We start from the raw sequence: 13,618 nt of genomic DNA, 5'->3' as shown, positions 1-13,618 counted from the left end.
CGGCACTGGAGTTCGGGCTCTGCCGCCGAGGCTCGGCGTGTGACGCCGGCTAACTCCTCCAGAATGCGCGTTTCGGGTGGCGAAGCCGTCGTTGCGTGCCGATCTGGAGGAGTTAGCGCCCGCAGTAGCCTCCGGCCGCGCCGGCGCGAGTCCGCGCTACACCCGGCGGAGCTCGAACAGCATCGCGGCGCCCGGCGCGAGGAGCGGGAGCGGTACGCCGACCTCGGCGAGGAAGTGACCGGATGCGGTGAGCCCGGCGCCGTCCGCGAGCCACGCGGGGTCGTGCACCGCATGCCGCGCGGCGGCGCCGACCTCGGTGCGCGGGCGCAGTTCGTAGCGGCTCTCGGGGTCGAGCCCGGGGATCCGGGTGCGCGGTGTCGACGCGACCGCCGAGGTGGCCGTTCGCACCCAGGCGAATACGGCGTGGTCGCCCTCCGTGCTGACGACGCCGTGCAGGATGCTGCCGGGGTCGACCTCGTCGGTGCGTACAGTGCGTCCGTGGTGGAGGAGCGGGCGCAGCTCGCGGTAGAGCGCGGCCCACCTGCGGAGGGCGTCGCGCTCGTCGGGCGTGCACGTCGTGACGTCCCACTCGATGCCGGCGTGTCCGAACAGGGCGGTAATCAGGCGGAACGACATCGACGCCGCGCGGTGCGTGGTCTCGGCGACGGGCGGCCCGACGTGGGCGCCGGCGACTTCGGGTGGCACGAGCACGCCGGTCCACCGCTGGATCGTCTGCCGTTCGATCGGGTCGTTCGAATCCGACGCCCACACCCGCTGCGCGCGACGGAGCACGCCGAGGTCCACCCGGGCCCCGCCGCTCGCGCAGGATTCGATCTCCAGGCGCGGATGCCGGCGGCGCAACTCGTCGACGAGCGCGTAGAACGCGGTGGTCTGCGCGTGCACCGCCGCCCGGCCGGAATGCGGCGACACGGCGGCGTGCAGGTCGCGGTTGTGGTCCCACTTGACGAAGTCGACGCCCACCTCGGTGATCACGGCGTCGAGTCGCGCGAGGATGTGCGCCCAGGCGTCCGGGTGGGTGAGGTCGAGCACGAGCTGGTGGCGCCAGGTAGGCGGCGACGGATGCGCCGACAGGATCCAGTCGGGGTGCGCGCGGGCGAGGTCGGAGTCGGGGTTGACCATCTCGGGTTCGAACCAGAGCCCGAACTGCATCCCGAGTCCGTGCACCAGGTCGGACAGCGGGCGGAGGCCGTCCGGCCACTTGGCGGTGTCGACGACCCAGTCCCCGAGTGCGCGGCGGTCGTCGGTACGCCCCGCGAACCACCCGTCATCGAGCACGAACCGTTCGACACCGATGTCGGCGGCGGCGCGGGCGAGCTCGGCGATGCGCTCGGGGCGATGATCGAAGTAGACGGCCTCCCACGTGTTCAGAACGAGCGGCCGGGGGGTGTCGGGGTGGCCGGGCAGTCGGCGGGCGGCACCGTGCAGCCGCTCCGAGACGCCGTCGATCCCGCGCGTGCTGTGCGCGAGGTACAGAAGAGGCGAGCGATAGGTGTCGCCGCTGGCGAGCCGGATCTCCCCGGGCCGGAGTCGCTCGCCGCCGCCCAGAACGGACGTGTGCACGCCCGCGCCCTCGGGGAGGCGCTCGACGATCATCTCGGTGTCGCCGCTCCAGGCGAGGTGGGCCGCCCAGAGCTCTCCGTCGCGGAACCCGAAACCGGGAGTTCCGACGAGCGTGACGAACGCGTCATCGTGGCCGCGTCGGCCGCGGCGCCCCGCCCGCACGTGCGCGCCGTCGCGCACGGGCAGGCGCTGCGGGCGACGCTCGCCCGTCCACGCGCCGGTGTGGTCGGCGATCTCCTCCGCCCGCGCGGGCAGGGGGAGCAGGATGCGGGCGGCGGTGAGATCGAGCGGCGGGGCCGCCGCATCCGCCGTGCTCGTGATCTGCAGCTGCGCGGTCAGGGCGCCGTCCACATCGATCGCGTAGTCGAGGGCGACGTCGGCAGCGGCGACCGCATCCGTGAACCCGAGTCGCAGCGTCGTCGCGGTGGCATCGACCGCGCGCAAGTGCAGGAGCGGGGCGGATGCGGTCCCCGCCCGGTGCCAGGCGAGCGCGGGCGTGCCCGACCAGCCGTCCGACTCGACCGGCAGCACCGGGAATCGTCGGGGCTCATCGAAAGAGCTGAAGGTGACGGCGCCGGCATCCGTGTCGAGAAGGAGCGCGGCGTCGGCGTCGGTGAGTTCGGTGCCCCAGTGCAGCACGCGTGGGGCGAAGGCATCGCAGGCCACCACGAGGCTCGTTCCCGCGGCCCGCAGGTGCGCGAGGGTGATCGTGTCGCCGGTCTCGTTCGGCATGATGCGGATGCTCCTTGGACGTACGGACCGCCCGCGAACGCCTTTCGGCGTCCGCGGGCGGGGTGCTGTGTATCAGGTGACTATTCGGCGACCGGGATCGACTGCGTCTTCAGCGTCGCGATCGTGGACTCCTGGCCCTTCGTCAGCGCGTCGGACAGCGTACCGCTGCCGGTCACGGCCGACTTGAACCCGTCCGAGACGTCGGCGTAGGTCTGCGTCATGGTCGGACCCCACGTGAAGTTCGGCGACACCTCGGTGGCTGCCTCCGCGAACACGTCGTAGATCTTCTGACCGCCGTAGAAGTCGACACCTTCCGCGAGCGACGGCAGGGTCAGGCCCTTGGTCGTCGCCGGGTAGATGTTGGCCGACTCGTTCAGCGCGGTGAGCGCCTCATCCGAGGTGTTGAGCCACAGGGCGAACTTCGTCGCTTCGTAGAGGTGCTCGCTGCCCTTCAGTACCGCGATCGACGAACCGCCCCAGTTGCCGGCGACCGCCTCGCCCGCGGACCACTGCGGAAGCGGGGCGACCGACCAGTTGCCGGCCGTGTCGGGTGCGCCCGAGGAGATCGAGTTGGCCCCCCAGACGGCGGAGTTCCAGGTCCAGACCTCGCTGGAGTTGTAGGCGTTGTTCCACTCGTCGGTCCACGCCGGGTACGACGACACGAGGTCCTCGTCGATGAGTTCCTGCCAGTAGTCGGCGACCTTGACGGATGCGTCGTCGGTCAGCGTCACGTCCCAGGCGTCGCCGTCGTTCGCGAACCACTGGCCGCCCGCCTGCCAGACGAATCCGGCGAACTGGTTGATGTCGGCGGTGGAGAAGTTCGTGATGTAGCCGCCGAGCGCGCGGATCTGCTTCGCGGCTTCCTTGTATTCTTCCCACGTCGTCGGGATCGCGATCCCGTTCTGGGCGAAGAGGTCGGAACGGTAGAACAGAGCCATCGGGCCGATGTCCTGCGGGATGCCGTAGACGCTGCCCTCGGTGCCGAGGCTCACCTGTCCCCACGCCCAGTCGACGAACTGGTCCTGCGCGGCGACGACGTCGGCGCAGCCGCCGATGTCTTCCAGTCCGTCCTGCACGAGGAAGTTCGGGAGGGCGTCGTACTCGATCTGACCGAGGTCGGGAGCATCGCCCGCCGCGATCTGGTTGAAGAAGTTCTGGTACGTGCCGCCGTTGCCGTTCGGGCCGGTCTGCACCTCGACCTGGATGTCGGGGTTCTCCTGGTTCCAGATGTCGACGACGTCTTCGATGCCGGGGATCCAGGAGGTGAACTCCAGGGTCACGTTCTCGCCGGCGGGCGTGCAGTCGCCTGCGGCTGCGTCGCCACCGGAGTTCCCGCCGCCGGACGAGCAACCGGCGAGCAGGAGGGAGGAGAGCAGGACGGCTGCCGCCGCCTTCGTGGTCTTGTGCTGCATTTCGATCCTTTCTTGGTGAGGGTGCCGAGCGGTCCATTCCGACCGGCAGGGTGCCGAGCGGTCCATTCCGACCGGCAGGGTGCCGGACGGGTCGTTCCGTCCGGCGATCGACTTACTTCAGGGCGCCAGCGCCCAGTCCGTTCCGCCAGAAACGCTGAAGCAAGAGGAAAGTGATGATGAGCGGGATGACCGACAGCAGGGCGCCGATGAGCACGAGCCCGCGGAGTTCCGGCAGCTGGTTCAGCTGGTTGTTCCAGTTGTAGAGGCCGTAGGTCACGGGGAAGAGATCTTCGCTGCGGAGCATGATGAGCGGCAGGAAGAAGTTGTTCCAGATCGCGACGAACTGGAACAGGAACATCGTCACGAGCGCGGGCGTCATGAGCCGGACGCTGACCGTGAAGAACGTGCGCACTTCGCCCGCACCATCCAGGCGGCTCGCCTCCAGAAGCTCATCGGGGACCGAGGATGCGGCGAAGATCCGGGCGAGGTAGACCCCGAACGGGCTCACCAGCGAGGGGAGGAACACCGCCCAGAACGTGTTCGTGAGCTGCACCTGGCTGAAGATCAGGAAGAGCGGGAGCGCGAGGGCCGTCGCGGGGACGAGCACGCCGCCGAGCACGACGTTGAAGATCAGTTCGCGGCCGGGGAACCGGTATTTCGCGAGTGCGTAGCCGGCCATGGCGGCCAGGAGCGTCGCGATCGCCCCGCCGAGTCCGGCGTAGAGCACCGAATTGCCGAGCCACTTGAGGTAGACGCCGTCGCGGTAGGCGAAGAGCGTGCCGATGTTCTCGAAGAGCCGGAAGTCGGCGAACGTGAGCGGGTTCGTGGTGAGGATGTCACCGGTGTCCTTGCTCGAGGCGACCAGCAGCCACCACAGCGGGAGCAGGAAGTAGATCGTGAAGACGGCCATGACGAGCATCGCGCTGCCGCGGGAGACGATCGGCTCGCGCGCGACCCGGGCGCGGGTGCCGACGCGGGAGGGGAACGTGGAGGCGCTCATGCGTTGTCCTTCTTCTGCATGTACTTCATGAAGCCGAACGAGAGCACGAAGGTCGTCAGGGCGAGCACCACCGAGAACGCCGCCGCGAGGTTCGCGTTCGGGATCGAGGCCGTGGCGTACACGGTCATGTTCGGGGTGAAGGTGCTCGTGACCGCCGAGCTGAAGGAGCGGAACACCTGGGGCTCCGCGAGCAGCTGCAGCGTGCCGATGATCGAAAAGATCGCGGTCATGACGATCGCGGGCCGTACCAGCGGAATCTTGATCGACCACGCCATCCGCCACTGGCCTGCGCCGTCGAGTCGCGCCGCCTCGTACAGTTCCGTCGGGATCGACAGGAGCGACGAGTAGATGATCAGCATGTTGTAGCCGACGTAGACCCACGTGACGACGTTGGCGATCGACCAGAGCACCAGGTCGGCGCCGAGGAAGTCGATCTGGCTCGTCACCGCGCTGAACGGCGAGAGGTTGGGGGAGAGGAGCGAGCCCCACATGATCGCCGCGATGACGCCGGGAACCGCATACGGCACGAAGAACGCGAGGCGGAAGAACCGCTTCCCGCGCACGAGCGGCGAGTCGAGCAGCAGGGCGAACAGCAGCGCGAGCCCGAGCATGACCGGCACCTGCACGACCCCGAACGTCAGCATCCGGCCGACCGAGGCCCAGAACTGCTCGTTCTGGAACACCAGCGCGTACTGTGCGAACCCGCCGAACACGAGCTCCGCGCGACCGAAGGTGCCGTTGCGCTCGACGACGAGCAGCGACTGCCCGATCGCGAACCCGATCGGGAGGATGTAGAAGAGCGTGAAGAGGATGCCGAAGGGCACCAGCAGGATCGCGATCGCGCGCTTGTGCGCGACCCGGATCCGTCGCCGCGGGGGCGGCGCCTGGACGATGGACGTCGTCATGAGATCTCCTCGATGATCCGCACGCCGCCGGCGGCGATCGGGAGGCGGCCGGTCGCGGCCTCTCCCGAGACGAGATCGCGTCCCCGCGCCTCGACGAACGCCTCTGCGTGCCCGTGATTGATGGCGAAAAGGTAGGAACGGCCCTGGCCTGCGCGACGGACGATCTCGACGTCGGGGCCGGCGCCGGCGAAGCCCGTGAGGCCCGCCTCCGCGGCGATCTGCCCGATCAGATCGGCGTAGCCGGACGGGTCCAGCAGGGTGGCGGCGTACCAGGCGGTGCCGTCGCCGGCGCGCCGCCGGGTGAGAGCGGGCCCGCCCGCCGCGGGGCCGTCGAGGTAGGTCGCGATGACCTCGGTGTCGTCGTGCGCGCGGAGACGCTCGGTCCAGATCGACCCGGTCGCGCCGTTCGAGAGAGCCACGGGGCGACCCGCCGCGAGGGGCGCGAACTCCTCACCGAACACGCCGACGAGGTCGCGGAACGCCCCCGGGTAGCCGCCGAGACGCACCCGGTCGGTCTCGTCGACGATGCCGCTGGAGAACGTGACGAGCACGGTGCCGCCCGCCTCGGCGAAGGCGCGGAGCGCGGCGGCATCCGCATCCGACACCAGATGCAGCGCGGGCACGATCACGAGGCGATACCCCGACAGGTCGGCGCTCGGGTGCACGACATCGGCGGTCAGGCCGTGCGCGCTGAGGGCGGCGTGGGCCGCGTGTACCTGATCGAGGTACGCGAGCTGGTCGCTGGGGCGACCCTCGCCCTCGAGGGCCCACCAGCTGTTCCAGTCGAAGAGGATCGCGCTCTGCGCCGTGACCCGGGTGCCGTGCAGTCCGCCGAGTCGGCCGAGGAGGGCGCCGAGTCGCTGCACATCGGCCCAGGCCGCCGTGTCGGTGCCGGCGTGCGGCAGGAGCGCCGAGTGGTACTTCTCCGCGCCCTGCACAGACGCGCGCCACTGGAAGAAGCAGATGCCGTCGGCGCCGCGCGCGACGTACGCGGCGATGTTGCGGAGCAACTCGCCCGGAGCCTTCGCGAGGTTCTGCGGCTGCCAGTTGACCGCTCCGGTCGAGGTCTCCATCAGGATCCAGGGCCCGCCGCCCGCCAGGCCGCGGGTGAGGTCGGCCGAGAACGCGAGCTCGGCGCGCGGGTCGTCGAGGCGGCGGTCGAGGTAGTGGTCGTTCGCAACGACGTCCATCTCGGCGGCCCACGACCAGTAGTCGAGGTTGCGGATGTGCGCCGTCACCATGAAGTTCGTCGTGACGGGAGCGACGCTGCGGCCGCGGATGATGGCGGCCTCGGCGCGGTAGAGCCCGAGCTCCTCATCCGAACTGAAGCGCTGGAAGTCGAGCATCTGCGCGGGGTTCCGGAGCGACAGGGCGCGTCGGGGCGGGAAGATCTCCTCCCACGCGCCGTAGCGCTGGCTCCAGAACGCCGTGCCCCACGCGCGGTTGAGGGCGTCGACCGAGTCGTAGCGCGCGCGCAGCCATCCGCGGAACGCCTCGGCGCTCGCGTCGCAGTAACAGAGCGCGTTGTGGCAGCCGAGCTCGTTCGACACGTGCCAGAGCGCCACGGCGGGGTGTGCGCCGTATCGCTCGGCCACGCGCGTCGTGAGTTCTGCCGCGTACGCGCGGAACACGGGGGAGCTCGGGCAGTAGGCCTGCCGGCCGCCCGGGTAGCTGCGGGTGCCGTCCTCGGCGACCGGGAGGATCTCCGGATGCCGCGCACTCAGCCACGGCGGCGGTGACGCCGTGCCCGTGCCGAGGTTGACGCGGATGCCGTTCTCGTGGAGCAGCGCGATGATCTCATCGAGCGCCGCGAAGTCCCACACGCCGTGCGCCGGATTGATCTCCGACCACCCGAAGACGTTGATCGCCACGAGGCCCACGCCGACCTCGCGCATGAGTCGCACATCGTCGAGCCACGTCTCGCGGTCCCACTGCTCGGGGTTGTAGTCGCATCCGAAGATCAGCCCATCGCCACCCAGGGTGGCGAGCAGGTCGGGTGCAGCGGCGTCGGACATCCGAGGGGCGCTCCTTTGCGTCAGGCGAGAAAGTTGTGCGGACTGTGCACGTGCACACATTCGGACTGTGAAAGTCATCTGCAGAATGTGTGAACGTGCACATACTGACATCGCGCGCCGACTCCGTCAAGTCCGATTCGCGTCGATAGGCTGACGCGCATGGACTCCCCTTCCTCCGTGCGGCGCCGCAGCACAGTGCACGACGTCGCACGCGCGGCAGGGGTCTCGCGGGGCACCGTGAGCCGCGTGCTGAACGGCGGATACGTCTCGGACGGCGCGCGCGCCGCCATCGAGCAGGCGATCCACGAGGTCGGCTACGTGCCGAACACCGCCGCCCGGAACCTCGTGCGCCAGCGCACCCAGGCCGTCGGGCTCATCGTGCACGAACCCCACTCGCTGTTCCTGGAGGACCCGAACATCGGCGGCATCCTGCTCGGAGCCAACACCGCCCTGTCGGAAGCGGACTACCAGATGGTCTGCCTCGTGGTCGACACGGCCCGCGATACCGACCGCGTCGCGCGCTACCTCAGCGGGGGATTCGTCGACGGCGTCGTCGTCATCTCCGCGCGCGAGCACGACCCGATCACGGCCGTCGTCTCGCGCCTCGGGTTGCCCGCGGCCTACGTCGGTCATCCGCCCGACATCAGCGGGGCGTGGGTGGGCATCGACAACCGCGGCGCCGCACGCGCCGTGACGCAGCGGCTCCGCGCCACCGGTCGCCGCCGGATCGGCATCATCGCCGCCGCCCTCGACCGCGACTCGGGCACCGACCGCCTCGCCGGATTCCGGGAGGCGCTGGGGGAGGACTTCGACCCCGCGCTCGTCGAGCCCGTGCCGCTCTACGCCTTCGCCGACGGCGCGGCCGGCATGGAGCGCCTGCTCGCGCGCGTGCCCGATCTCGACGGGGTGTTCGCCGCATCCGATGCCGTCGCGGCCGGCGCCATGCAGGCGCTGCGCGCGGCCGGGCGGCGCGTTCCCGAAGACATCGGCGTGGTGGGGTTCGACGACAGCGCGTGGGCACGCCGCACGACGCCGCACCTGTCGACCGTGCACCAGCCGGCCGAAGGGCTGGGCGTGGCCGCGGCCCAGGCCGTGCTCGCCCAACTCGGCGGCGACGAATCGGCCCGGAAGGGCATCGTCCTCGACGCGCCGATCGTCTGGCGCGGGTCGGCGTAGGGGTTTCCTCTCCGGCTGGGGTGCCGCCGCACCTCCCGGGGTACCGCCGCACCTCGCCGGGGTACCGCCGCACCTCACCGGGGTGCTTTTCGCGCCTGCGCGGGGTGCTTTCGCCCTCCGGGAGCGCTCCCGACCGGGCGATGCCGGTCGGGTTGCGCGGCTAACTCCTCCAGAACTGCCACTTCGGGCCCGTACGTGGGCGGAAGCGACCGATCTGGAGGAGTTAGCGGGCGATCACCGCCGGCTCAGGCGTTGCGGCGGGCTTCCCAGCCGCTTCGCACCATGTCATCGACGCGGAATCGGTTCGCCCACTCCAGGTCGCGCGCCGCGAGCTCGCCGGTGGCGACGATGCGGTCAGGGTCGCCGGGGCGGCGAGGGCCGATCTTCGGCGTGAAGTCGATGCCGGTCACCCGGGCCATCGCGTCCATGATCTCGCGCACCGACAGGCCGTTCTGCGACCCCAGGTTGTACGCGGGTTCGACGGGTTCGCCGGCGGCGAGACGGCGCGCCGCGACGGCGTGGGCCGCGGCGATGTCGGCGACGTGCACGTAGTCGCGGACGTTCGTTCCGTCGGCGGTGTCGTAGTCGTCGCCGTTGATCTGCGGAACCTCGCCCGCGATGAGCTTCTCGAACACGATCGGGAACAGGTTGTGCGGGCTGGTGTCGTAGATCACCGGGTCACCCGACCCGACGACGTTGAAGTAGCGGAGCGACGTATGCCGCAGTGGATGCGGGGAGTCCGCCGTCGCGACGGCCTGATCGCGGATCAGCCACTCGCCGATGAGCTTCGACTCGCCGTACGGCGACGCCGGCCGCTTCGGCAGGTCCTCGGTGACGAGGGGCACATCGGGCGTGCCGTAGACCGCAGCGCTCGAGGAGAACACCAGCTTGTCGACACCCGCGTCGGCCATCGCGGCGAGCACGACCCGGGTTCCCTCGACGTTCTGCGCGTAGGTGTGCAGCGGCCGCTGCACCGAGACGCCGGCGTACTTGTAGCCGGCGACGTGGATGACGCCCTCGACCGCGTGGTCGCGCAGGGTCTTCTCGACGAGAGCGTGGTCCAGGATGCTGCCGCGCACGAACGGCACGTCGTCGGGAACGAACCCGGCGTGCCCGCTGGAGAGGTCGTCGATGACGACGGGCGGCATGCCCGCATCCGCCAACGCGCGTACCACGTGTGCACCGATGTAGCCGGCGCCGCCGGTCACGAGCCAGGACATGGTTCTCCTTTGTCTGTGTGTGGTTCTCATTCTCCCGCATCCCCGTCGCTCCCTTCGCCGACCCACCCCCTTGTCTCCGACCCACCCCCTTATGCGCGGTGGCAAGGGGGTGGGTCGGGAATAGAGGGGTGGGTCGGCGGGGAGGAGGTGGGGGAGGAAAGGGGAGTTACTCCTCGGTGTGTCCGAGGGCGGGGGTGGGGAGGAAGCGGGCGACGGGCTCAGCGAGCTGGTCGAGCTCGATCACGACGAGCTCGTTCGCGCCGGCGCGCGTCGCGGGCGCGGGCACGAAGAGCGTGCGCTGCGGGCCGTTCACCCAGTAGCGGCCGAGCAGGAAGCCGTTCACGAACGCGAATCCCTTGCCGAATGCGGCGGTGTCGAGGAACAGGTCGGCCTGCTCCGCCAGCTCGAACGATGCGCGCAGGCCCGTGCGCCCGACCGTCGGGCGGACGGCGGATGCGGCAACCGCCCCGCGCACCGCCTCGAGGTCGACCGGGGTCGCCAGCCAACCCGTCACCGTCACGCCACCGACCGACGCCCCGCCGATGAGTCCCTTGCGCTCGCCGAGGCGTACGTCGTAGTTCACCCGGCCCTGATCCTCGACGAGCACCGTGAGCTGCGCCCCGCGCGGAACGACGAGCGCACGCTCGTGCAGTGCCCGGGACAGGCGGCCTGCCGGAACGCCGTCGACCATGACCCAGGCCATGTCGCGCACCTCGTCGAAGACGAGAGTGGCCGCATCCGACCCGTCGAAAGCCGCCTCCGGCAGGGCCGCGTCGTAGCGGACGAGCGCGCCGAGATGCCCGAGATCCTCGAACGTCGGCGGCACGGCCGAGCCGGCGGCACCCGCACCCGCGGCACCCGCACCCGCGGCACCGCCACCCGCACCCGAGGCACCGCCACCCGCGGCCTCCGGAAGCCAGTCGCCGACCGACTCGAGCGGAACCTCGAACGCGGGGGCGGGCACGGCGGGCGCCGGCACCTCGCTCGGCACGGGCGCGTACTTCGCGATCACCTCGCGGAAGGCGTGGAACTTCTCCGTCGGGTTGCCCGCTTCATCCAGCGGCGCGTCGTAGTCGTACGACGTGACGAGCGGCGCATATCGGCCCTTGTCGTTCGCTCCGTTGGTCAGGCCGAAGTTCGTGCCGCCGTGCAGCATGTAGAGGTTCACCGAGGCGCCGGCGGCGAGCAGGGTGTCGAGTTCGGCGGCGGATGCGGCGGCATCTGTCGTGTGGTGCACCCCGCCCCACCAGTCGAACCAGCCGTCCCAGAACTCCGAGCACATCAGGGGCCCGGTCGGCTGGAACTCGCGGAGCGTCTGCAGGCGCTCGGCGGCGCGCGAGCCGAACGATCCGGTCAGGTGCAGGCCCTCCAGGCTGCCGTCACGCAGCATCTGCGGCATCGGCTGATCCACGGTCGTGAGCGGCACGGTGATCCCGGCCTCCCGCGTGACGCGGGTGAGTTCTCGCAGGTAGTCCTTGTCGGCGCCGTATGCGCCGTACTCGTTCTCGATCTGCACGAGCACGACGTTGCCGCCCCGGTCGATCTGGCGGGGCGCGACGATCTCGTATACCCGGCGCAGGTAGGTCGAGACCTCGGCGAGATAGGTCGGCTCCGAGCTGCGGAGCGTCGCCCCCGGCAGCCCGGTCAGCCACACCGGCAGGCCGCCGTTGTGCCATTCGGCGCAGATGTACGGGCCGGGGCGCACGATCGCGTGCATGCCCTCGGCGGCGACGAGGTCGAGGAAGCGGCCGAGGTCGTTCCAGCCGGTGGCGTCCCACTCGCCGTGCACGGGCTCGTGGGAGTTCCAGGCGACGTAGGTCTCGATCGTGTTCAGCCCCAGCAGGCGGGCCTTGTGGATGCGGTCGGCCCACTGGTCGGGATGCACGCGGAAGTAGTGCAGCGCCCCCGACAGGATGCGGTGCGGCTGGCCGTCCAGCAGGAAGTCGGTCTCGCCGATGGTGAAGGTGGTCACAGTCTGTTCCGATTCGATCAGCGGGCGGTCCCGAGGCGCAGGCGCGCCCAGGACAGCGGGGGGAGGGTGAACCGCAGGACGGAGCCGTCGTCGTCGGTCTCGACCCGGAGGGGGACGGGGGCGACGGGCTGGGATGCGGCGGCGTTGACGGTGTCGCGATCGCCGCCGTCGGGTGTCGTCAGGACGACGCCCTCGACCTCGTGCGCGGCGACGCCGAGACGCAGCTCGACCTCGGTCGCTTCGGTGAGCGAGCGGTGCGCGAGGAAGACGGCGATGTCGTCGCCGTCCACGGTGGCGACCGCATCCACCGCGTCGACCGCGCCGTACCGGTCCGTGTCGACGGATGCGGCGGCGATCTCGGGAATGACGACGTGACCGGCCGCGGCGGTCGCGGTGAGCTGGAACGGGAAGAACGTCGTCTGGCGCCATGCGGCGCCGCCCGGTTCGGTGCGGATCGGGGCGATCACGTTGACGAGTTGCGCGAGGTTCGCCATCGTCACCCGGTCGGCCCGGCGGAGCAGCGTGATGAGGAGGGAGCCGACGACGACCGCATCCGTCACGGTGTAGTCGTCTTCGATGAGGCGCGGGGCGATCGGCCAGTCACCCGTGAAGACGTCGGGTTTGTCGACCTCGTTCCACCGCGTCTGGTTCCAGACGTTCCACTCGTCGACGCTGATGCCGATGGGCTTCTCGATGCCCTCTTCGGCGCGCACCTCGTCGATGATGCGGGCGACGTCGCCGAGGTAGCGGTCGAGCCCGACGCCGGAGGCGAGGAAGCTCTCCGGGTCGCCCGGGGCCTCCTCGTAGTACGCGTGCACCGAGATGTGGTCGACGAGGCCGGCGGTGTGGCGCAGCACGGTGCGCTCCCACGCGTCGAACGTCGGCATCTCGTGGTTGGAGCTGCCCGCGGCGACGAGCTCGATGTCGGGGTCGATGAAACGCATGAGGCGCGCGGTCTCGGCGGCGAGCCGGCCGTACTCGTCGGCCGTCTTGTGGCCGATCTGCCAGGGGCCGTCCATCTCGTTGCCGAGGCACCACAGGCGCACGCCGAACGGCTCGTCGCGGCCGTTGCGGCGCCGGCGGTCGCTGAGCGCGGTGCCCGCCGGATGGTTCGTGTACTCGAGCAGATCGGCGGCCTCGGCGGCGCCCCGGGTGCCGAGGTTCACCGCCTGCATGAGTTCGAGACCGGCCTGCTCCGCCCAGTCGGCGAACTCGTGCAGGCCGACCTGGTTCGTCTCGGTGCTGTGCCAGGCGGCGTCGAGGCGCACGGGGCGCTCGTCGGAGGGGCCCACGCCGTCCTCCCAGCGGTATCCCGACACGAAATTGCCGCCCGGGTAGCGCACGACGGTCGCACCCAGCTCGCGGACGAGCTCGAGTACGTCGCGTCGGAAGCCGGCCGCATCCGCCGTCGGGTGACCGGGCTCGTGGATGCCGTCGTAGACGCACCGGCCCATGTGCTCGACGAAGGTGCCGAACAGGCGAGGCGGTACCGCGGCGCCGGGGGCGGCCGGGTCGAGGACGATTCGTGTGGAGGAGGTCATGATCGCTTTCTGCGGCGACGTGACGAGGGGCGGGCCGGATCGATGATCGATGCGACCCGCCCCT

At 70.5% G+C, this 13,618-nt stretch carries 9 protein-coding genes; 1 reads left to right on the top strand and 8 read right to left on the bottom strand.

Annotation, left to right across the window (positions count from 1 at the left end; all coding sequences use genetic code 11):
- Positions 1-156: 156 nt before the first annotated feature.
- From LQ938_RS13525 to LQ938_RS13505, 5 genes are all read right to left on the bottom strand, one after another.
- On the bottom strand, positions 157-2,313 hold the full coding sequence (locus tag LQ938_RS13525; RefSeq protein WP_223723043.1) for an alpha-galactosidase: 2,157 nt from the start codon (positions 2,311-2,313) through the stop codon (positions 157-159).
- Positions 2,314-2,393: 80 nt separating this feature from the next.
- On the bottom strand, positions 2,394-3,725 hold the full coding sequence (locus LQ938_RS13520; protein ID WP_223723042.1) for an ABC transporter substrate-binding protein: 1,332 nt from the start codon (positions 3,723-3,725) through the stop codon (positions 2,394-2,396).
- Positions 3,726-3,837: 112 nt separating this feature from the next.
- Positions 3,838-4,725, bottom strand: coding sequence for a carbohydrate ABC transporter permease (locus tag LQ938_RS13515; protein WP_223723041.1), 888 nt, complete (start codon positions 4,723-4,725; stop codon positions 3,838-3,840).
- A complete protein-coding gene (locus LQ938_RS13510; protein WP_223723040.1) occupies positions 4,722-5,630 on the bottom strand; it encodes a carbohydrate ABC transporter permease in 909 nt (302 codons plus the stop codon). The genes LQ938_RS13515 and LQ938_RS13510 overlap by 4 nt, the downstream gene beginning before the upstream one ends.
- The gene (locus LQ938_RS13505) at positions 5,627-7,645 is read right to left on the bottom strand and encodes a beta-galactosidase (RefSeq protein ID WP_223723039.1); all 2,019 of its coding nucleotides are present in this window, start codon (positions 7,643-7,645) and stop codon (positions 5,627-5,629) included. Before LQ938_RS13505 ends, LQ938_RS13510 begins: the two co-directional genes overlap by 4 nt.
- A 159-nt stretch (positions 7,646-7,804) precedes the next feature.
- Here LQ938_RS13505 and LQ938_RS13500 point away from each other — a divergent pair, with 159 nt between their 5' ends.
- Positions 7,805-8,821: a LacI family DNA-binding transcriptional regulator gene (locus LQ938_RS13500; RefSeq protein WP_223723038.1), complete on the top strand. Its 1,017-nt coding sequence runs from the start codon at positions 7,805-7,807 to the stop codon at positions 8,819-8,821.
- A 245-nt stretch (positions 8,822-9,066) separates the two neighbouring features.
- Here LQ938_RS13500 and galE read toward each other — a convergent pair whose 3' ends face one another.
- From galE to arfA, 3 genes are all read right to left on the bottom strand, one after another.
- The gene (gene galE / locus LQ938_RS13495) at positions 9,067-10,041 is read right to left on the bottom strand and encodes a UDP-glucose 4-epimerase GalE (protein ID WP_223723037.1); all 975 of its coding nucleotides are present in this window, start codon (positions 10,039-10,041) and stop codon (positions 9,067-9,069) included.
- A gap of 166 nt (positions 10,042-10,207) precedes the next feature.
- Positions 10,208-12,013, bottom strand: coding sequence for a glycoside hydrolase family 35 protein (locus tag LQ938_RS13490; protein ID WP_223722552.1), 1,806 nt, complete (start codon positions 12,011-12,013; stop codon positions 10,208-10,210).
- Between the two features lie 17 nt (positions 12,014-12,030).
- Complete coding sequence (gene arfA, locus LQ938_RS13485) at positions 12,031-13,554, bottom strand: arabinosylfuranosidase ArfA (protein WP_223722553.1); 1,524 nt, start codon at positions 13,552-13,554, stop codon at positions 12,031-12,033.
- Between the last annotated feature and the right edge of the window lie 64 nt (positions 13,555-13,618).

The sequence above is a fragment of the Microbacterium sp. cx-55 genome, from assembly GCF_021117345.1.
Taxonomy (GTDB): domain Bacteria; phylum Actinomycetota; class Actinomycetes; order Actinomycetales; family Microbacteriaceae; genus Microbacterium.
The sequence above is the reverse complement of the archived record's forward strand: the minus strand, read 5'-3'. Positions and strand labels throughout refer to the sequence as shown.

Bases quoted from the DNA above. Each gene is read 5' to 3' on its own strand.
- LQ938_RS13500 (WP_223723038.1), top strand. From the start codon at position 7,805: ATGGACTCCCCTTCCTCCGTGCGGCGCCGCAGCACAGTGCACGACGTC.
- LQ938_RS13510 (WP_223723040.1), bottom strand. From the start codon at position 5,630: ATGACGACGTCCATCGTCCAGGCGCCGCCCCCGCGGCGACGGATCCGG.
- LQ938_RS13505 (WP_223723039.1), bottom strand. From the start codon at position 7,645: ATGTCCGACGCCGCTGCACCCGACCTGCTCGCCACCCTGGGTGGCGAT.
- galE (WP_223723037.1), bottom strand. From the start codon at position 10,041: ATGTCCTGGCTCGTGACCGGCGGCGCCGGCTACATCGGTGCACACGTG.
- arfA (WP_223722553.1), bottom strand. From the start codon at position 13,554: ATGACCTCCTCCACACGAATCGTCCTCGACCCGGCCGCCCCCGGCGCC.
- LQ938_RS13515 (WP_223723041.1), bottom strand. From the start codon at position 4,725: ATGAGCGCCTCCACGTTCCCCTCCCGCGTCGGCACCCGCGCCCGGGTC.
- LQ938_RS13525 (WP_223723043.1), bottom strand. From the start codon at position 2,313: ATGCCGAACGAGACCGGCGACACGATCACCCTCGCGCACCTGCGGGCC.
- LQ938_RS13520 (WP_223723042.1), bottom strand. From the start codon at position 3,725: ATGCAGCACAAGACCACGAAGGCGGCGGCAGCCGTCCTGCTCTCCTCC.